This window comes from Aeromonas sp. 601027 (assembly GCF_049174455.1).
Classification (GTDB): Bacteria; Pseudomonadota; Gammaproteobacteria; order Enterobacterales; family Aeromonadaceae; genus Aeromonas; species Aeromonas veronii_A.
Genome location: NZ_JAAKTN010000001.1, coordinates 769,741 through 788,779, shown reverse-complemented (window position 1 = coordinate 788,779; position 19,039 = coordinate 769,741). Strand labels below are relative to the sequence as shown.

13 protein-coding genes are annotated in these 19,039 nt (G+C 60.3%); 10 read left to right on the top strand and 3 right to left on the bottom strand.

The annotated features are described in order from the left end of the window. Window positions 1-20: 20 nt before the first annotated feature. From ygfM to xdhC, 8 genes are all read left to right on the top strand, one after another. Complete coding sequence (gene ygfM / locus G5193_RS03360; protein ID WP_421204947.1) at window positions 21-797, top strand: molybdopterin-dependent oxidoreductase FAD-binding subunit; 777 nt, start codon at window positions 21-23, stop codon at window positions 795-797. Continuing rightward, window positions 794-3,691, top strand: a complete 2,898-nt coding sequence (locus tag G5193_RS03355; RefSeq protein WP_421204946.1) for a molybdopterin-dependent oxidoreductase Mo/Fe-S-binding subunit — start codon at window positions 794-796, stop codon at window positions 3,689-3,691. The genes ygfM and G5193_RS03355 overlap by 4 nt, the downstream gene beginning before the upstream one ends. A 95-nt stretch (window positions 3,692-3,786) precedes the next feature. After that, window positions 3,787-5,310, top strand: a complete 1,524-nt coding sequence (locus tag G5193_RS03350; RefSeq protein WP_421204945.1) for a nucleobase:cation symporter-2 family protein — start codon at window positions 3,787-3,789, stop codon at window positions 5,308-5,310. Window positions 5,311-5,362: 52 nt separating this feature from the next. Beyond that, complete coding sequence (guaD, locus tag G5193_RS03345) at window positions 5,363-6,679, top strand: guanine deaminase (protein ID WP_319920229.1); 1,317 nt, start codon at window positions 5,363-5,365, stop codon at window positions 6,677-6,679. Window positions 6,680-7,076: 397 nt separating this feature from the next. Further along, complete coding sequence (locus tag G5193_RS03340; RefSeq protein WP_180343373.1) at window positions 7,077-8,378, top strand: NCS2 family permease; 1,302 nt, start codon at window positions 7,077-7,079, stop codon at window positions 8,376-8,378. A gap of 364 nt (window positions 8,379-8,742) precedes the next feature. Continuing rightward, a complete protein-coding gene (xdhA, locus tag G5193_RS03335) occupies window positions 8,743-11,061 on the top strand; it encodes a xanthine dehydrogenase molybdenum-binding subunit XdhA (protein WP_421204944.1) in 2,319 nt (772 codons plus the stop codon). Next, on the top strand, window positions 11,054-11,932 hold the full coding sequence (xdhB, locus tag G5193_RS03330) for a xanthine dehydrogenase FAD-binding subunit XdhB (RefSeq protein WP_266134682.1): 879 nt from the start codon (window positions 11,054-11,056) through the stop codon (window positions 11,930-11,932). The genes xdhA and xdhB overlap by 8 nt, the downstream gene beginning before the upstream one ends. Next, window positions 11,929-12,414 (top strand): xanthine dehydrogenase iron sulfur-binding subunit XdhC, encoded by a 486-nt coding sequence (gene xdhC / locus G5193_RS03325; RefSeq protein ID WP_005336775.1) that lies wholly within the window; start codon window positions 11,929-11,931, stop codon window positions 12,412-12,414. Before xdhB ends, xdhC begins: the two co-directional genes overlap by 4 nt. A gap of 117 nt (window positions 12,415-12,531) precedes the next feature. On the opposite strand, the gene G5193_RS03320 is transcribed toward xdhC, so the two are convergent. Then, a complete protein-coding gene (locus G5193_RS03320) occupies window positions 12,532-13,071 on the bottom strand; it encodes a glycine zipper 2TM domain-containing protein (RefSeq protein ID WP_088868906.1) in 540 nt (179 codons plus the stop codon). 493 nt (window positions 13,072-13,564) lie between these two features. On the opposite strand from G5193_RS03320, the gene G5193_RS03315 reads away from it, so the two are divergent. Beyond that, a complete protein-coding gene (locus G5193_RS03315; RefSeq protein WP_005345660.1) occupies window positions 13,565-13,753 on the top strand; it encodes a hypothetical protein in 189 nt (62 codons plus the stop codon). 62 nt (window positions 13,754-13,815) lie between these two features. Here G5193_RS03315 and G5193_RS03310 read toward each other — a convergent pair whose 3' ends face one another. Then, window positions 13,816-15,342, bottom strand: a complete 1,527-nt coding sequence (locus G5193_RS03310) for a YfcC family protein (RefSeq protein ID WP_227340604.1) — start codon at window positions 15,340-15,342, stop codon at window positions 13,816-13,818. A 666-nt stretch (window positions 15,343-16,008) separates the two neighbouring features. On the opposite strand from G5193_RS03310, the gene G5193_RS03305 reads away from it, so the two are divergent. Beyond that, on the top strand, window positions 16,009-17,631 hold the full coding sequence (locus G5193_RS03305; RefSeq protein WP_421204943.1) for an acyl-CoA synthetase: 1,623 nt from the start codon (window positions 16,009-16,011) through the stop codon (window positions 17,629-17,631). 99 nt (window positions 17,632-17,730) lie between these two features. Here the strand turns inward: G5193_RS03305 and G5193_RS03300 are convergent, their stop codons facing one another. Continuing rightward, entirely contained in the window at window positions 17,731-19,020 is a 1,290-nt protein-coding gene (locus tag G5193_RS03300) for a sensor domain-containing diguanylate cyclase (RefSeq protein ID WP_421172355.1), read from the bottom strand. Window positions 19,021-19,039 lie beyond the last annotated feature (19 nt).

Genomic DNA, 19,039 nt, shown 5'->3' with positions numbered 1-19,039 from the left:
AGCAAGAGTAAGGACGACACATGATTGAGCAATTCTTCCGACCCGAGCAACTGGGTCAGGCTTTGGAACTCAAGGCCAGTTTCGGCAACGACGCCGTCTACATGGGAGGCGGCAGCAAGCTTAACGCCGCTCCGACTCGCACCGACAAGAAGGTCGCAATCTCACTGGACAAGCTGGGACTGAACCAGATTGAGCAGCAGCACGGCCAGCTCCATATCGGCGCTACCGTCACCCTGCAGACCCTGAAAGATGATCCCCGTACTCCGGCCGCCCTGTGCGAGGCGCTGGGGTTTGTCTACTCCCGCCATCTGCGCAATCAGGCCACCCTCGGCGGCGAACTTGCCTGCCAGCAGCAGGACTCACCCTTGCTGCCGGTACTGCTGGTGCTTGAAGCCGTGGTCGTGCTGGAGAACAACCTGTTGCAACCCATCGACGCCTATCTGGCGGGGCAGCGCAATGCCCTGGTGCTCGGAGTTGTGCTGCCGGAGCCTGAACTGCGCTGCGCCACCCGCCGCATCAGCCGCAATGCCGATGGCTTGGCGGTGATGACCGCCGCCGTGGCCCTCGACAGCATTGGCGAGATGCGGGTGGCCGTCGCTGGCGTTACGCCGCAAACGATGCGTCTGCGTGATGTGGAGCGCCGCGATCTGCACGATGCCGCGCTGGAGGCGGCCGTGAGCGAGCTGGTTGCACCCCGTGAGGATCTCGGCGGCAGCGTGACCTACAAGCGCTATATCAGCGGGGTAGTGGTGGCGGATCTTCTGGTCGAGTGCCAGCAGCAGGAGGTACAGGCATGATGGAACTCAACTTCACACTGAACGGTGCCCTGCGCACCGTCATTACCCCGGCTGGCGAGAATGCCCAGCGGGTGCTGTTCAACCAGTGCCGGATGCACTCGGTGCGCAACAGCGACGACGGCTTTGGCTTTGCCGGCTCCGACGCCATTCTCTTCAACGGCAAGGTGATCAACGCCTCCCTGCTGATCGCCGCCCAGCTGGATGGATCCGACGTGCGCACCGCCGAGTCGCTGGGCAGCTGGAACCAGCTCAGTCTGGTGCAGCAGGCGATGGTGGATGTGGGGGTGGTGCAGTCCGGCTACAACGATCCGGCCGCCGCGCTCATCGTCACCGACCTGCTTGATCGCCATCCCGAGCCCACCCGTGATCAAATCGACGATGCCCTCTCGGGCCTGTTTCACCGCGATGGCGGTTATCAGCAGTTCTATCAGGCCATCGAGCTCGCTTGCTCACGGATGAAGGATCCCGATTACCTGTGCCAGATCGCCCCGGAGTTTCGCGACGATCTGCGCCATATCGGCAAGAGCTGCCCAAAAGTGGACGCCGCCAAGATGGTGCAGGCCAAGCCCTGCTACGTGGAGGACAGGGTTACCGAGGATGCACTGATCATCAAGATGTTGCGCAGCCCCCATCCTCATGCGGTGATCACCAAACTCGACGTGAGCCGCGCGCAAGCGCTGCCGGGCGTCGTGCATGTCATCACCCACCTCAACTGCCCGGATGTGTTTTACACCCCGGGTGGACAGAGTGCTCCCGAGCCATCACCGCTCGATCGCCGCATGTTCAGCCGCAAGGTGCGCCATGTCGGTGATCGTGTTGCCGCCGTGGTGGCCGAGAGCGAAGCCATCGCATTGGCAGCCCTGAAACTCATCGATGTCGAGTATCAGGTGCTGCCAGCGGTCATGAATATCGATGAGGCGATGGCCCCCAATGCACCGCTGGTGCACGACGAGCCCATCGTCTACATGGCCGGTGCGCCGGCGGATCTCGAGCAGCAGAACGCCTGCTCGGTACGCCGTGGCGACGAGCACATGATCATCAACTTCCCCATCGGCTCCCGCCCGCACGAGAACCTGGCTGCCAGCGTCCATGGCCAGATCGGTGATGTGGCCAAAGGGTTTGCCGAGGCGGACGAGATTGTCGAACGCACCTACGAATCGACCCAGGCCCAGCAGTGCCCGACCGAGCCGCATATCTGCTTCACCTACATGGATGGGGAGCGTCTGGTCATTCACGCATCCACCCAGGTGCCGTGGCACGTGCGCCGTCAGGTGGCGCGCATCGTCGGCATGAAGCAGCATCAGGTGCACGTAATCAAGGAGCGGGTAGGGGGCGGTTTTGGCTCCAAGCAGGATATCCTGCTGGAAGAGGTGTGCGCCTGGGCGACCAAGGTGACCGGCCGTCCGGTCACCTTCCGCTACACCCGTGAAGAGGAGTTCATCAGCAACACCTCCCGCCATGTGGCCAAGGTGAAGGTGAAAGTGGGCGCCAAAAAAGATGGCACCATCACCGCCATCGAGATGGATTTTCGCGCCAACACCGGCCCTTACGGCAACCACTCTCTGACGGTGCCGAGCAACGGCCCGGCGCTCTCCCTGCCGCTCTATCCGTGCGACAACGTGCGCTTTACCGTCAACACCTACTACAGCAACATCTGCCCGACCGGCGCCTATCAGGGCTACGGCGCGCCCAAGGGCAACTTCGCGCTGACCATGGCCATTGCCGAACTGGCCGAGAAACTGGGTATCGATCAGCTCGACATGGTGGAGCACAACCGGGTGCATGAAGGGGACATCCTCAAGGTGCTGGGGGCCATCGGCGAGGGCAAGATGCCGACTTCTGTGCCCCACGCGGCCAGTTGCGCCCTCGAGCCCATCCTCAAACAGGGTCGCGAACTGATTGCCTGGGATAGCCCCAAACCCGCCGATGGAGATTGGCGCATCGGTCGTGGCGTCGCCATCATCATGCAAAAATCGGGGATCCCGGATATCGATCAGGCCAACTGCATGGTCAAGCTGGAATCGGACGGCACCTTTATCGTCCACTCCGGTGGCGCCGATATCGGTACCGGCCTCGATACCGTGGTCGCCAAGCTGACCGCCGAGGTGCTCGGTTGCCCGCTCAGCGATGTGCATGTGATCTCTGGCGACACCGACCACGCCCTGTTCGACAAGGGGGCTTACGCTTCGTCAGGCACCTGCTTCTCCGGCAATGCGGCCAAGATGGCGGCCGAGAACCTCAAGGCGAAGATCCTGTTCCACGGCGCCGCCATGCTGGGCGAGCCGGTGGAGGATGTGGAGCTGGTTCATCCGGGTATAGTGCGCGGCAAGCAGGGGGAGGTGACCCTTGCCAAGCTGGCCCACAAGGCGGAGACCGGTACCGGCTTCGGTATCCTCGTGGGCACCGCCAGCTACATCACCTCTGAGCTTGCCTTCCCGTACGGGGCCAACTTCGCCGAGGTGGCGGTCAACGTCAGAACCGGCGAGATCCGGCTCGACAAGTTCTACGCCCTGCTCGACTGCGGCACCCCCATCAACCCGGAACTGGCGCTCGGTCAGATCTACGGGGCGACCATGCGGGCCATCGGCCACACCATGACCGAGGAGATCTGCTACGACAGCAAGGGCATCCCGCTGACCCGGGATCTGAAGAGCTATGGCGCGCCCAAGATTGGCGACATTCCCCGCGACTTCCGGGCCTTCCTGGTGCCGAGTGACGACAAGGTTGGCCCCTACGGCGCCAAGTCCATCTCGGAGATCGGGGTCAACGGCGCGGCGCCTGCCATCGCCACCGCCATCCACGACGCCTGTGGTGTCTGGTTGCGCAAGTGGCACTTCACGCCGGAGCAGATCCTGCGCGAACTGGGCAAGCTGGAGCAAAAAGTGTCGGCATAACAAAAGAAAAGGTGAGGGGCGGGCACCAGCTCGCCCCCAGCGCCTGACGGCGGAATGAGTACTCCGCCTACATTCTGTGTGATGGGACAAACACGATGTCTAAAACAACACGCAAGCACTCGGATCTCATTTACGAGCTGGAAGACAACCCCCCGTTTTATCAAACCCTGATGGGCGCAGTGACCCATCTGCTGGCGATTTTTGTCCCCATGGTGACCCCGGCGCTGATCGTCGGCGGCGCCCTGGGCCTCTCCACCGAGATCACCGCCTATCTGGTCTCCATGGCGATGATCGCTTCCGGTATCGGCACCTGGCTGCAGGTAAACCGTTATGGCCCCATCGGTTCGGGGCTGCTCTCCATCCAGTCGGTCAACTTCTCCTTCGTCACCGTGATGATCGCGCTCGGCGGCGCCATGAAAAAAGATGGCATCCATGAGGAGCTGATCGTCTCGACCCTGCTCGGGGTCTCCTTTGTCGGCGCCTTTCTGGTGATGGGCTCCTCCTTTGTGCTGCCCTACCTCAAGCGGGTGATCACCCCGACCGTGAGCGGTGTGGTGGTACTGATGATTGGCCTGAGCCTTATCAAGGTGGGGATCATCGATTTTGGCGGCGGCTTCTCCGCCATGAGCAGCGGCACCTTTGGCAAATACGAGCACATCGGGCTGGGGCTCTTGGTGCTCTGCGTTATCGTCGCCTTCAACTGCAGCCGAAGCCCGCTTCTGCGGATGAGCGGGATCGCCATCGGTCTGATGGTGGGCTATGCGGTGGCCCTGATGCTCGGTATGGTGGATTTCTCCGCCCTTGAAAACCTGCCGCTTATTACGGTGCCGATCCCGTTCAAGTACGGTTTCTCCTTCGATTTTCACGCCTTTATGTTGGCGGGCACCATCTATCTGTTGAGCGTGCTGGAGGCGGTGGGGGACATCACCGCCACCGCCATGGTCTCCCACCGGGATATTCAGGGTCCCGAGTTTCAAAAACGGCTATCCGGCGGCGTGCTGGCTGATGGGTTGGTGTCGGTGATCGCCTCTGCCCTCGGCTCTTTGCCACTCACCACCTTTGCCCAGAACAACGGCGTCATCCAGATGACCGGGGTGGCCTCACGCCATGTGGGCAAGTTTATCGCCGTCATTCTGGTGCTGCTGGGGCTCTTCCCGGTAGTGGGGCGCTTCTTTACCACCATACCGTCACCTGTGATGGGGGGCGCCATGGTCATCATGTTCTCCATGATCGCCATCGCCGGTGGTCGCATCATCATCAGCCACGGCTTCGATCGGCGGGAGACCCTGATTGTCGCCACTTCGCTGGGTCTTGGGCTCGGGGTTTCCTATGACCCGAACGTCTTCAAGGTGCTGCCGGCGGGTATCTACATGCTGGTGGAGAACCCCATCTGCGCCGGCGGCATCACCGCCATCATCATGAATCTGGTGCTGCCGCAAAGCCGCAAACGCAAGGCGGCCGTCAGGGATGCCGAGGCGGTGGAGGTGATCCAGCTGAGCGACAAGCCGGATGTGAGCTTTACCGCCCGCAGCGCGGGCATGTCATCGGCCAGCAAGGGTGAGGGGTCACCAGAGCCAGTGCCCGGGCAGGCGGTGGCGCCACAAGTGGAACGGATCTGACGGTTAAACCGGCAAAAAACGTCAACAGAACAAGAAAAACAGGGAAACGGTTATGAAAAACGACAACTCTGTCAAAGCGGTACGCGGCAGCTTCTTCGATATCACCCGGGTGGTGGATCAGCCCGAGGAGATTGAGTCCAACGCCCGTCTTATCGAGGATGGTCTGCTGATCATTCGCAACGGTTGCATCGACTGGTTCGGTGAGTGGGAGGAGGGGAAAGATCGCATTCCGGCCGAAGTGCGGGTGCGCGATTATCGCGGCAAGATGATAGTGCCGGGCTTTGTCGATACCCACATTCACTATCCCCAGAGCGAGATGGTAGGGGCCTATGGCGAGCAGTTGCTGGAGTGGCTCAACCGCCACACCTTCCCGGCCGAGCGGCGCTACAACGATCTCGAGTATGCCCGCGAGATGTCCACCTTCTTTATCAAGCAGTTGCTGCGTAACGGCACTACCACGGCGCTGGTGTTCGGCACCGTACACCCCGAGTCAGTGGATGCCCTGTTCGAGGCGGCCAGTCGCATCAATATGCGGATGATCGCGGGCAAGGTGATGATGGATCGCAATGCCCCCGATTATCTGCTCGATACCGCCGAGAGCAGCTATGTGCAGAGCAAGCAGCTTATCGAGCGCTGGCACGGCAACGGTCGACTGCTCTATGCCATCACACCACGATTTGCACCCACCTCGACACCCGAGCAGCTGGCGATGGCGCGGAGACTGCGCGAAGAGTTTCCCACCACCTATCTGCACACCCATCTGTGCGAGAACAAGGACGAGATCGCCTGGGTCAAATCCCTCTTCCCGGCGCACAAGGGTTATCTCGATGTCTATCACCAGCACGGCCTCACCGGCCACAACTGCGTGTTTGCCCACTGCGTCCATCTGGAAGAGCAGGAGTGGGATTGTCTGAAAGAGACCAACTCCACTATCGCGTTTTGTCCCACCTCCAACCTCTATCTCGGCAGCGGCCTCTTCAAGCTGCACAAGGCGTGGCGCAAGCAGGTGAAAGTGGGGATGGGCACCGACATCGGCGCCGGTACCACCTTCAACATGCTGCAGACCCTCAACGAGGCCTACAAGGTGATGCAGTTGCAGGGTGAGCGGCTCTCGGCCTATCAGGCCTTCTATCTGGCGACCCTGGGCGGCGCACATTCGCTCGGGCTGGATGAGAAGATCGGCAGCTTTGCGGTGGGCAAGGAGGCGGACTTCGTGGTGCTCGACCCGGTCGCCACCCCGCTGCAGCAGCTGCGTTATGACAACTCCACCACCTTGCGGGACAAGCTCTTTGTGCTGTTGACCCTGGGGGATGACAGATCCATTTATCGCACCTACGTGGATGGCCAGCTGGTGCATGAGCGGGGGTAGGGGCTGGAGTGGGCTGCCGCGGCGCAGCCCCAACGAATACGGCGGCTGGCGTGCCCCACAGGGGCGCCAGTCTTGCCGCACGACAGGGGATCTCCCCGCATAGAACGTGAAATGGCCCGGTTTTTTTGACCAGCAAGGCAAACGTTTGAGTCAAGGCTGCCTGCCCTGGTCTGTCTGTCGCATCCTCTGCCACCATCGCCTGTTTCTCATCAGACTGGCGCTCGGCAGACCCGCAGATCCTGTCGCCATTTCGTCATGAAACATTCAGGCGCGTGTGAAGGAGTTGGGTATGACCCAAGCAAACAGCAGGATAAACAGCGTGGAACAGCTGGCCAATAATGACGCCAGCCAGAGCGCAGCAAAGCAACAGCCGCTCACGGCTCTTGATCGCTACTTTATGATCAGCGAGCGGGGCAGCAACGTCAGACAGGAGGTGCTGGCGGGCCTCACCACCTTCCTAGCCATGGTCTACTCGGTGATCGTGGTGCCGAGCATGCTCGGCAAGGCGGGCTTTCCTCCCGGCGCCGTGTTTGTCGCCACCTGTCTGGTGGCCGGTTTTGGTTCGCTCTTGATGGGGCTCTGGGCCAAGCTGCCGATGGCCATCGGCTGCGCTATTTCCCTCACGGCGTTTACCGCCTTCAGTCTGGTGCTGGGGCAGCAGATCCCCATTCCGGTGGCGCTGGGGGCCGTCTTCCTGATGGGGGTGCTGTTTACCGCCATCTCGGTGACCGGGGTGCGTAGCTGGATCCTCGACAACCTGCCGATGGGGATTGCCCACGGCACCGGCATCGGGATTGGTCTCTTCCTGCTGCTTATTGCCGCCAACGGGGTGGGGCTGGTGATCAAGAACCCGCTGGAGGGGCTGCCGGTGGCGCTGGGGGCTTTTACCTCCATGCCGGTCATCATGTCCCTGATCGGCCTTGCGGTGATCTTCGGGCTGGAGAAGCTGAGAGTACCGGGGGGGATCCTGCTGGTGATTATCGCCATCTCCATCTTCGGCCTGATTTTCGATCCGGCGGTGAAGTATCAGGGACTGTTCGCCCTGCCGAGCCTCTCGGACGATCAGGGCAAGTCCCTCATCTTCAGTCTGGATATCATGGGGGCCCTCTCGCCGCTGGTGTTGCCCAGCGTGCTGGCGCTGGTGATGACGGCGGTATTCGATGCCACCGGCACCATTCGCGCCGTGGCGGGGCAGGCCAATCTGCTGGATAAGGATGGCCACATCATCAACAGCGGCAAGGCGCTCAGTGCCGACTCGGTCAGCAGCATCTTCTCCAGTCTGGTGGGGGCGGCCCCAGCTGCCGTCTATATCGAATCGGCGGCGGGCACGGCAGCGGGGGGCAAAACCGGCCTGACCGCGACTGTGGTTGGCGGCCTGTTCCTGCTGATGCTGTTCCTCTCGCCGCTCTCCTATCTGGTGCCCGCCTATGCCACCGCACCAGCCCTGATGTATGTGGGGCTCTTGATGCTGAGCAACGTCACCAAGCTCGATTTCGATGACTTTGTCGGGGCCATGTCCGGGCTGGTGTGCGCCGTCTTTATCGTGCTCACCTGCAACATCGTCACCGGCATCATGCTTGGCTTCAGCTCGCTGGTGATCGGCCGCATCTGCTCGAAGGAGTGGCACAAGCTCAACGTCGGCACCGTGGTCATCGCCCTGGCGCTGGTGCTCTTTTATGCTGGAGGGTGGGCTATTTAGGGATAACCCGCCCGTTTGGGGTCGCTCTGGCGGCCCCATTTTTATATCTGCGGCGCTCTGACCGTCAACGCTGGTTACCATGCCTTAGCCGCTGGTGCCATCGCGATACCATTTTGATAAATCCCCCTACCAGATTGATAGGATCCCACCCTTGCTCTCCTCGCTCTGCCGCTTTTTTCACCGCTAATGTGCCCCGTTTGCTCAGGGGCTGCCCCTGGCTTGTCGCTTCGGGCCAACAAAAGCGGGCTAGATGGGATCCCCTTCACACTTCTCCCCATTGTCCTGACGATGTCGGGAAACAGGCGCATATCTTGCTGTTTTTTATGCCGGTTCCAGATTTTTCCATTCGAAAAAGGACTTGCATATGTCCATAGGATTACCGCTCAAGCGGGTGGATGCCGAGGCCAAGGTGACCGGCAGCGCCCGCTATACCGATGACAACATCATGCTCGGGATGCGCCACGCCAAGTACGTGCGCAGCAATATCGCCCATGGCAAGGTGCTCGTCATCGATGCGACCGAGGCACTGGCCCTGCACGGGGTCGAAGCCGTATTTACCCATGAAGATGTACCCAGCACCTGTTTTCGCACCGCCGGTCACGCCTGGTCCCTCGATGAGGCCAAACGGGACGTGAAAGACCGGCGTCTGCTCACCGACCATGTGCGCCACTTTGGCGATGGGGTCGCCATAGTCGTGGCCCGCGATCCGCTGGTGGCCGAAAAAGCGGCCGCGCTGGTCAAGGTGACTTACGAGCCGCTGCCGGTGATGACGGATGCCGAAAGTGCGCTGGCCGACGGTGCCTATCCCATCCACCCGAGCGGCAATCTGCTGCGCCAAAGCCAGCTTCGCGCCAATGACCCGGAGCAGGCCCTTGCGGCGGCCGATCTGCAGTTTCAGGGGCACTACCGGACGCCGGTGGTGCAGCACTGCCATCTGGAGACGGTGACCTGCTATGCCTATATGGATCAGCCGGACCACATCATCGTCGTCAGCAGCACCCAGATCCCCCAGATAGTGCGCAGCCGGGTGGCCAAGTCCCTCGGCCTGCCCTGGTCGAGCGTGCGGGTGATCAAACCCTATATGGGCGGCGGCTTTGGCAACAAGCAGGATGTGCTGGAAGAGCCGATGGCGGCGTTTCTGAGCTACAAGCTTGGCGGTGTGCCGGTCAAGGTGACCCTGAGCCGGGAAGAGTGCTTCTTTGCTTCCCGCACCCGCCACGGCTTTGCCATCGACGGCAAGATGGGTCTCAACCGCGACGGCACCCTCAAGGGCTATCAGCTCGACGTGCTCTCCAACACCGGCGGCTATGCCTCCCATGGTCACTCCATCGCCAGCGCCGGTGGCAACAAGATCAGCTACCTCTATCCGCGCAGCGCCTTCGGTTATGACGCCAAAACCTTCTACAGCAACCTGCCCACCGCCGGTGCCATGCGTGGTTACGGCGCGCCGCAGGTGATTTTTGCCCTCGAATGCATGCTGGATGACGCCTGCGCCGAACTGGGGCTGGATCCACTCGATGTGCGCATCGCCAACGTGGCGAGGGAAGGGGACGTCAATCAGGTCAACCAGAAGACCATCTACAGCGCCGGGTTGCCTGAGTGTCTGCGCCGGGGGGGCGAGCAGTTCCAGTGGGAACGGCTCAAGGCCGAATGTCTGGCGCAGGATCCGGCAAGCAGGGTGCGGCGCGGCATCGGGGTTGCGTGTTTTAGCTACGGCTCCAACACCTACCCGGTGGGGGTCGAAATTGCCGGCGCCCGCATGCTGCTCAATCAGGATGGCACCGTCAATCTGCAGATCGGTGCCACCGAGATAGGGCAGGGGTCGGATACCGTCTTTGCCCAGATGGCGGCCCAGACGTTAGGCATTCCGTTTGAGCAGATCCGGGTCATCTCGACTCAGGATACCGACATCACCGCCTATGATCCTGGCTCGTTCGCTTCGCGCCAGAGCTATGTGGCGGCGCCCGCCATCCATCAGGCGGCGCTGCAGCTGCGGGCCCGCATTTTGTCGCTGGCGGCCCAACTCTGCCATCAGGATGTGGGATCGCTCACCCTGATCGATGGTTACGTGGTGCTGGCTGGCGCACCGGACAAGGTACTGATCAGCGTCGCCGAAGTGTCGGTCAACGCCTACTACCACCTCACTATCGGCGGTCAGATCACCTCCGAGGTCTCCCACAAGACCACCACTAACCCGCCCAGTTTCGGCTGCACCTTTGTCGATCTCAGCGTCGATATCGATCTCTGCAAGGTGACTATCAATCGCATCATTAACCTGCACGATGCGGGCAAGATCCTTAACCCGCAACTGGCGGAGGGACAGGTGCATGGCGGCATGGGGATGGGGATCGGCTGGTCGCTGTTCGAGGAGATGATCATCGATGCCAAGAGCTGCGTGGTGCGCAATCCCAACCTGCTCGACTACAAGTTCCCCACCATGCTGGATTTGCCGGAGCTTGAATGTGACTTCGTGCAGACCTATGAGCCCCAGTCGGTCTATGGCCACAAATCACTGGGGGAACCGCCCATCATCTCGCCGGGCCCCGCAATCCGTAACGCCATTCGAATGGCGACCGGGGTCGCCATCAACGAGTTGCCCATCACCCCCAAAACCCTGTTCCGGGAGTTTGTCGCGGCGGGTTTGATTGGCGAGGGATCAGGGGAGAAGCAACACCATGTTTGATATTGCCCGTTACTACAAGGCGCACAGCGTGGCCGAGGCGGTCGCCCTGCGTCAGGCTGACCCCGAGGCGCGTTTGCTGGCAGGCGGCACCGATGTGATGATCCAGCTGCATCACCTCAACGCCGCCTATCGCCATATCGTCGATATTCACGACTTGCCCGAACTCAAAGGGGTGAGCGAGTTGCCGGACGGATCGATCCGTATCGGCTCCGGCACCACCTTTACCGAGCTGATTGAAAACGAGCTGGTGCAGCGCCGCCTGCCGATGCTGGCTGAAGCGGCCGCCACCATCGCCGGCCCGCAGATCCGCAACGTCGCCACCTATGGCGGCAACATCTGCAACGGCGCCACCAGTGCAGACTCGGCGGCGCCGACTGTCGCGCTGGAAGCGGAGCTGGAAATCGCCGGCCCCGATGGTACGCGCCGCATATCCATCGCCGGTTTTCACACCGGTCCCGGCAAGGTGGCGCTACAACCGGCGGAAATTCTGGTGGCGTTCCACTTTGCGCCGGATTCTCACCCCCATGTGGGCTCCCACTACTTCAAATACGCCATGCGCGATGCCATGGATATCGCCACCATCGGCTGCGCCGCCTACTGCCAGATTGAGGATGGTCACTTCAAGCGCCTGCGGCTGGCCTATGGGGTGGCGGCCCCGACCCCGGTGCGCACGCCTCACGCAGAAGCGGCAGCCGAAGGGCAACCCCTGACTCGCGCCACACTGGCCGCGATTGCCGAGGCTGTGGTGGCCGATGTGGCGCCGCGATCCTCCTGGCGGGCGGAGAAGGAGTTTCGCCTGCACCTTATCAAAACCCTGGCGCAGCGGGTGGTCGCCTGCGCAGTCGAACGTGCCGGAGGGAAGATCCTATGATGCAACCGCAAAGCTGTCCCGCCGTGGAGATCCAGTGCGAGATCAACGGCAAGCCTTACTCCTATGCAGTGCCGCCCACCATGTCGCTGCTCCACTTTTTGCGCGGGCAGGGGCTTATCAGCGTGAAAGAGGGGTGCAGTGTCGGTGAGTGCGGCGCTTGTACCGTGCGGGTGGATGGTACTGCCATCGACAGCTGCCTCTATCTGGCGGTGTGGGCCGATGGCAAATCCATTCGTACCGTGGAGGGGGAACGCAAAGGGAACGAGCTCTCCGACGTGCAGCAGGCCTTTATCGACGAGGGGGCGGTGCAGTGCGGTTTTTGCACCCCGGGCCTCGTGATGGCGAGCGCCGCCCTGCTCGACAAGACCGAACGTCGTCCGCTGACCGATGCGGAGATCCGCCGCGGGCTGTCGGGCAACCTCTGCCGCTGTACCGGTTATCAGAACGTGGTACGGGCGGTGAAGAAGTGCTGCAAAGGGTGATAGTTCGGGTGCCGTGAGTGGTGCGTGCCGTTGTTTGAAAAAAGGAAATCAAGCCGCCCAAAAACACAGGCCCGCCTCGAAAGAGGCGGGCCTGCTGCTGAGTGGGGTCTGGAGACATCACACTTTTGGCTGGTCGATCACCAATTTGCCTTCCTTGACCGGAATGGTGGCGCCGGGGGCTTGCTTCATGCGGATCACCCCCTCCTGACCTGCGAGGCGATAGGTCACGTCATAACCAATGGTGTTGACGCTCGTATCCTGTACGGTTTTGCAGCGCTGCTCGGTGGTGGTGTAGGTATCGCCCGCCTGCATATTGCCCTGCACCTGATTGCCGGCATAACCTCCCGCGACCGCCCCGGCGGCGGTAGCCACCTTCTTGCCGCTGCCGCCGCCAAACTGGTGGCCGACCACGCCACCCAGCGCCGCGCCCACCACGGTGCCGAGGATCTTGTGCTCATCCTGTACCGGCTTGCGGTGGGTCACGGTGACGTTGCGACACTCCTGGCGGGGGGTCTTGATGGTCTCGGTGATCGGCTTGCTGGCGATCACCTCAGCAAAGGTGGGCTGGGGTGTAAAGAGGGAGCCGCTGGCCGCCGCCGAGAGCGCCAGGGCCGAGGCGATGCCAATACCGATACCTGCCATCATGGATCTGTTCATTTTATGGTTCTCCTGCATACCCATACGGGCTGTTCCAATCTGGCGCCATCTTGTCATAACCGGTTGGCCGGACAAGGCGAGGGGGATGGGCTTGCGACAGGCACTGGCAAGGTCAAAAAACAGCCACCATGAAAAAGTGTCTGGCTTTGGCGACAACGGACTAAAAGTGACCAGTTTCCGGCGCATGGCGGGCTTTGCCAGTGTGATAAGGAGCAATTCGAGTCGCAATTTGCAAGGCGGGAGGTGAGCAGAATGCCAGAGTGCTGACGGGGGCAGGTCAAGGGAGGTCTTGAACAAGGGCTCTGTTCGTTGAGATGGCCACGCAAGTGGTTGATAAATGGCTCCAGCCCCATCGGATGTTGGCCGATAAGAGATCACGGCAAGCATTTTGCCTTGATTGGGTGAAGCAGAGGGTGAACGGGTCGGCAGACAACTGCGTAAGACCTGATATGAAGATGTTCACCCGAGATCACCGGATCAACGAGGTGGAGATATGTCAATGTTACCCAGCTGGATCACCCCGGCCATCCAGGCCAACATCATTACGGTGCAGCAGGCCGAACGTCTGCTCTCATCCCTCTACCGGCCCTTGGCCGAGCAGGGAGAGGAGCTTCCCGCCGATATCGCCGACATCAGCCTAAAGCTCTACTGCTTCCGCCAGCAGGGGCGGGTGCGCCACTAAGGCTGACAAAAGAACACCCCGCGCCAGGCACGGGGTGTTGTCACTCATGTATCACAGGCCCATCAGGCCAACATCACTTGCGTCACCAGCATCAGGGCGCCAAATCCCAGCACAAAGCCCACCATGGGCAGCACGAACTTGACCCACTTGTTGAACTGGATGCCGAGCATCTGCAGAGTGACCAGCACCAGTCCGGTGGGGGCCAGGAACAGCATGGCGTATTGGCCCCAGTTGTAGGCCGACACCACGATATAGCGGGGGATCATCACAGTATCCGCCAGCGGCGCCATGATGGGCATGGAGAGCACCGCGAGCCCCGAGGAGGAGGGCACCACCAGCCCCAGCAGGGTGAACACCAGCATCTGCGCCACTGCGAACACGGCGCCGTGCATGCCGGAGACCAGATCGGAGGCGTAGGCCAGAATGGTGTCCGAGATCATCCCCTGATCCAGCACCAGATTGACCCCCCGTGCCAGCCCGATGATGAGCGAAACGGCCACCAGCTCCGACGCCCCCTGAGTAAAGGCCTCGACAGCCTCTTTCTCTTTGAGACCCGAGATAAAAATGATGATGATGGCGATGGTCAGGAAGGAGGCCGCCATCTGCGGGAACCACCAACCGGCCATGGAGACGCCCCACACCATCAGCGGGAAGGCGAGGATAAACAGGGTCAGAATAATCTTGCGGCGCAGGGTGAAGGGCACCCCTTCGTCCATAGAGCCCTCTTTGAGAAAACGGGCGCGAAAACTCTCTCTGTCCTCATAGGTGTAGGAGAAGGCTGGATTGGCCTTGATCTTCTTGCAGTACCAGTAGAGATAACCGATCACCACCAGGGTGCCCACCAGACAGCCAATGGCGCGAAAGATCAGCCCCTCGGTAAAGGGAATGCCGGCGGCATTGGAGGCGATCACCACCGAGAAGGGATTGATGGTGGAGAAGGTGGTTCCCATGGAGGCGGCGAGGAAGATGGCCCCTACGCAGACGATGGAGTCATAGCCGAGCGCCAGAAAGATGGGTACCAGTATGGGGTAGAAGGCGACCGCTTCTTCCTCCAGTCCGCAGGTGGTGCCTCCCAGCGCCATCACGAAGCAGACCAGCGCCACAAACAGGAACTCGTTGCCCCGGGTCTTGTGTGAGAGGGCGACCAGCCCCGCACTGAATGCGCCTGTCTTGTTGATGACGCCGATCAGCCCCCCGAGCACCAGAATAAAGACGATGATATCCGCCCCCTCGATGGTGCCCTTGACCATGCTGACTGCCACGTCACTGAGCCCCTTGGGTGCTTGCTCCAGCCGTGCATAGGTGCCGGGAATGGCGATGGGCTTGCGGATGGTGCCGTTGGTAAATTGCTCCACCGCAATATTGATATTGAGTTTTGCCAGGGCATCCTGGGTTGCGGGAAGTCGGCTTATTTCCCCCTGTGGGCTATTGACCATCAGGCTTTCACTGGCTGTATTATAAGAGAGCTTGGCATAGGCGCCCGCCGGAATTATCCAGGTCAGTGCAATGGCCAGTAACATAATAAGAAACAGAATGGTAAATGCAGTAGGGAATTGTCTGCGTGGTGTGGTATTCGGCACGGCACACATAAAATGCTCCTTGATAAAGCAGGTTTGGGCTCGGCGGAATATCGGGTCGATAGGGTTTCTGCGTCATACATCCAAGGTACGCAAAATCACTGTATATTGCGTAGTGATTGGCGAGAAATCTGGCCTGATATTGAACATCCGGTGGATTGTTTCACGTTGTAACCGTAACCCGTGTGCGGCTGGATGAACATGGTGCCATGCTCGCTTTATGGGATGGCTCACAGAATTTATTTGTCATGGATTTAATGACTGGGGTGAAATAAATGGCGTTATGCAATAACTATTTCAGCTTTCATTTAACGTGCTTTGCCTTAAATAAACGGCATGAAAATAGTGCGTGCCGAGATGAATGAAATGACACATAAAGCAGCTTTGACGGAATAATATTCCACTATCGTCATTTTTTGTTTTTCGCCAAAAACAGCCTGTGAAAAAAATGGCACGCTTTCCAGTAACGAAATATTTTTTGCAACGAAAACAGGGGTCCCCTATTGGCAGCAGGCTGCCCCTGTCTAAGACGTTTTGCTAATACCTGCCGCCACAGGCTCACTGTTAGGCTGTCATCCCCATAAGAGACCAGTGACGGGCAGGATGCCCATGTCGCTTGCTGATCTCTGAATCATCCCGAAACTGCCCGTTTTGTGCCACTTGTGAGGAAGGAGTCCGATGACAGTGCAGAACATCTATGAGCGCGACCTTGCCAAAACTGCTGCCAATTTTGAGGCCCTGACCCCCATCAGCTTTCTGGGGCGGGCGGAGCGGGTCTATCCCGACTATCCGGCGCTGATCCACGGCTCGCTACGCCAGAGCTGGGGCGAGACCGCCCGCCGTTGCCGCCAGCTTGCCTCGGCCCTGCGGCTTCGCGGTATCGGGGAGGGGGATACCGTCTCCATCGTTGCGCCCAATATCCCTGCGATGTTTGAAGCTCACTTCGGGGTGCCCATGAGCGGCGCCGTGCTCAACACCATCAATACCCGGCTCGATGCCGAGTCGATGGCCTTTATCTTCCAGCATGCCCAGAGCAAGGTGGTGCTGGTAGACAGGGAGTTTGGCGCCGTGGTGCGCAAGGCACTGGATCTGCTGGAGTGCCAACCGCTGGTCATCGCCATCGACGATCCCCTCTACCGGGAAGGGGCGCTTGTCAGTGAACTGACCTATGAGGCTTTTATTGCCACTGGTAACGGCGATGAGCCCGGCTGGTTGCCAGAGGATGAGTGGCAGGCCATCTCCCTTAACTACACCTCCGGCACTACCGGCAATCCCAAGGGGGTGGTCTATCACCATCGCGGCGCCCACCTCAACGCCATCAACAATGTGCTCTCCTGGGAGCTGCCCAAACATCCCGTCTATCTCTGGACATTGCCGATGTTTCACTGCAATGGCTGGTGTTTCCCCTGGACCCTGGCGGCTACCGCCGGGGTGAGCGTCTGCCTGCGGCATGTGCAGGCAGACGCCATTTATGAGGCGCTGCACGAGCACAGGGTGAGCCATTTTTGCGCGGCGCCCATCGTGCTCAATATGCTCAACAATGCCGATCCGGTGCTCAAGCAGGGGCTGGATCACCCCATCAAGGTGATGACCGCTGGCGCTGCGCCCCCCGCCACCGTGATCGCCGGTATGGAAGCGATGGGGATCGCCGTGACCCACGTCTATGGCCTCACCGAAACCTATGGCCCCTGCGTGTTGTGCGAGCCGCAAAGAAGTTGGCAAGGGCAGGATGCCACGGCGCTCTCCCGCCTCAAGGCGCGCCAGGGTGTTGCGTCGCCTCTGCAGGGGGAGATGCGGGTCATCAACCCGGTCAGTGGCGAGCCGGTGGCCAAAGATGGCAAAACCATGGGGGAGATAGTGCTGCGGGGCAATGTGGTGATGAAAGGCTATCTCAAGAACCCGGCGGCCAGCGCCGAGGCGATGGCGGACGGCTGGTTTCGCAGTGGGGATCTGGCGGTGTGGCACCCGGATGGTTATGTGGAGATCAAGGACAGATCCAAGGACATCATCATCTCGGGCGGGGAGAACATCTCCAGTCTGGAGGTGGAAGATGTGCTCTATCGCCATCCGGATGTGGACGAAGCGGCGGTGATCGCCATGCCCGATGAGAAGTGGGGGGAGGTGCCCTGCGCCTTCGTCAAACTGAAAGAGGGGCGAGAGACCACCCAGGCGGAGCTGATCGCCTTTTGCCGGGAGCAGATGGCCCACTTCAAGGCCCCCAAACGCATCATCTTCACCCCGCTGCCGAAGACCTCCACCGGCAAGGTGCAAAAGTTTGTGCTGCGCAAACAGCTGGGTTAGGTGCTAATCGAGCGTGAGTGAAAGCAGCGTGCAATAGGATGACTAAGCTGTCGGGATAAATGCAGCAAGGGAAGTGGGAGTGCCTGACTGGCCAGCCAGCTATCGTGCCTTGCACGCGACGCAGTTGCGGCCGCTCTGTTTGGCCTGATAGAGCATCTGATCGGCGCGCGCGTAGAGGCTCTCCATCTGCTCCCCCTTGCTATTTTCCACCAGCCCGGCGCTGATGGTGATAACCAGCTCATCCCCATCGGCAAGGGGTAACGGGCTTTGCATCACCTGCTTGCGCAGCCGTTCGGCCAGTGATGCGGCGGCCGAGAGGGTGGTGTTGGGCAGCAAGATGGCAAACTCGTCACCGCCGATGCGGGCCAGCACATCTTCGCTGCGCAGCACCGATTGCATCACCCTGCCCAGATGGATCAGCGCCTGATCGCCCAGCGGGTGACCGTAGCGATCGTTGATGCATTTGAACTGATCCACATCCAGCACTATCAGCACCGAGGTGAGCTGGTGGCGCATGTTCATACTCAGGTTCTTTTCGCACACCTCGAAGAAGAAACGGCGGTTATAAAGTCCGGAGAGGCTGTCACGAACCGATTGATATTGCAGTTGTTCCTTGAGCTGGTGCAGCTCGGTGATATCGGAGGAGATACCGATCAGGGTGGGGGTACCATCAGCCAGCTTGAAGGGGACTTTGACAGACCAGTAGTAATGTTGCTTGCCTTCGGTATCGGTCAGTGACTCTTCACCGGCTTGCAGCTCACCCGTTTCGAACACCCGGTTGTCCAGCTGCCACAGCTGGTTGGCTCCGTGTGGGGAAAACAGCTCATTATCGCTGCGGTTGATGATCTGTTCGGCGGGTAAACCGAGCAGGGCACACACCTTCTGATTGACGTAGAGAAAGCGGTGCTGGCTGTCCTTCATATAGATATGGGCATCCACATTGGCCAGGATGATCTCCAGCAACTGATGCTGCTCGGCCATACGGGCCTCAATCAGCTTGTGTTCCGTGATATCGGTGGAGATGCCGCACAGACCGATCAGGTTGCCATCTCGGTCGTACATCGGCTTTTTCACGCTCCAGTAGACCCGTTTTTCTCCCGTGGGTTTGAGGTAGTTGATCTCCTCCCGGGCGATGGCGACCTGCTGCTCCAGCACCTGACGATCATTTCGTCTCAGATCTTCCGAGAAGTCGAGGTCAAAAAAGGCGCGATCATCCTTGCCTTGCAGTTCGGCTAGGGTACAACCAAAGAGATCCAGCACAGCCTGATTGGCATAGATATAACGGCCATCCAGATCCTTGGTAAAGAGGTAAGCCCCCATCTCGTTAAAGATGGATCTGAGGTGATCCAGCTCGTGCTGCAATCGGGTGGAGAAGGGTTCATCCTTCATGAAGTTGGCCATCCTTGGG

Coding starts and splice junctions, on each gene's coding strand:
- G5193_RS03355 (WP_421204946.1), top strand. CDS start 794: ATGATGGAACTCAACTTCACACTGAACGGTGCCCTGCGCACCGTCATT.
- G5193_RS03320 (WP_088868906.1), bottom strand. CDS start 13,071: ATGAACAGATCCATGATGGCAGGTATCGGTATTGGCATCGCCTCGGCC.
- xdhC (WP_005336775.1), top strand. CDS start 11,929: ATGATGCAACCGCAAAGCTGTCCCGCCGTGGAGATCCAGTGCGAGATC.
- ygfM (WP_421204947.1), top strand. CDS start 21: ATGATTGAGCAATTCTTCCGACCCGAGCAACTGGGTCAGGCTTTGGAA.
- guaD (WP_319920229.1), top strand. CDS start 5,363: ATGAAAAACGACAACTCTGTCAAAGCGGTACGCGGCAGCTTCTTCGAT.
- G5193_RS03340 (WP_180343373.1), top strand. CDS start 7,077: ATGATCAGCGAGCGGGGCAGCAACGTCAGACAGGAGGTGCTGGCGGGC.
- G5193_RS03305 (WP_421204943.1), top strand. CDS start 16,009: ATGACAGTGCAGAACATCTATGAGCGCGACCTTGCCAAAACTGCTGCC.
- G5193_RS03300 (WP_421172355.1), bottom strand. CDS start 19,020: ATGAAGGATGAACCCTTCTCCACCCGATTGCAGCACGAGCTGGATCAC.
- xdhB (WP_266134682.1), top strand. CDS start 11,054: ATGTTTGATATTGCCCGTTACTACAAGGCGCACAGCGTGGCCGAGGCG.
- xdhA (WP_421204944.1), top strand. CDS start 8,743: ATGTCCATAGGATTACCGCTCAAGCGGGTGGATGCCGAGGCCAAGGTG.
- G5193_RS03310 (WP_227340604.1), bottom strand. CDS start 15,342: ATGTGTGCCGTGCCGAATACCACACCACGCAGACAATTCCCTACTGCA.
- G5193_RS03350 (WP_421204945.1), top strand. CDS start 3,787: ATGTCTAAAACAACACGCAAGCACTCGGATCTCATTTACGAGCTGGAA.
- G5193_RS03315 (WP_005345660.1), top strand. CDS start 13,565: ATGTCAATGTTACCCAGCTGGATCACCCCGGCCATCCAGGCCAACATC.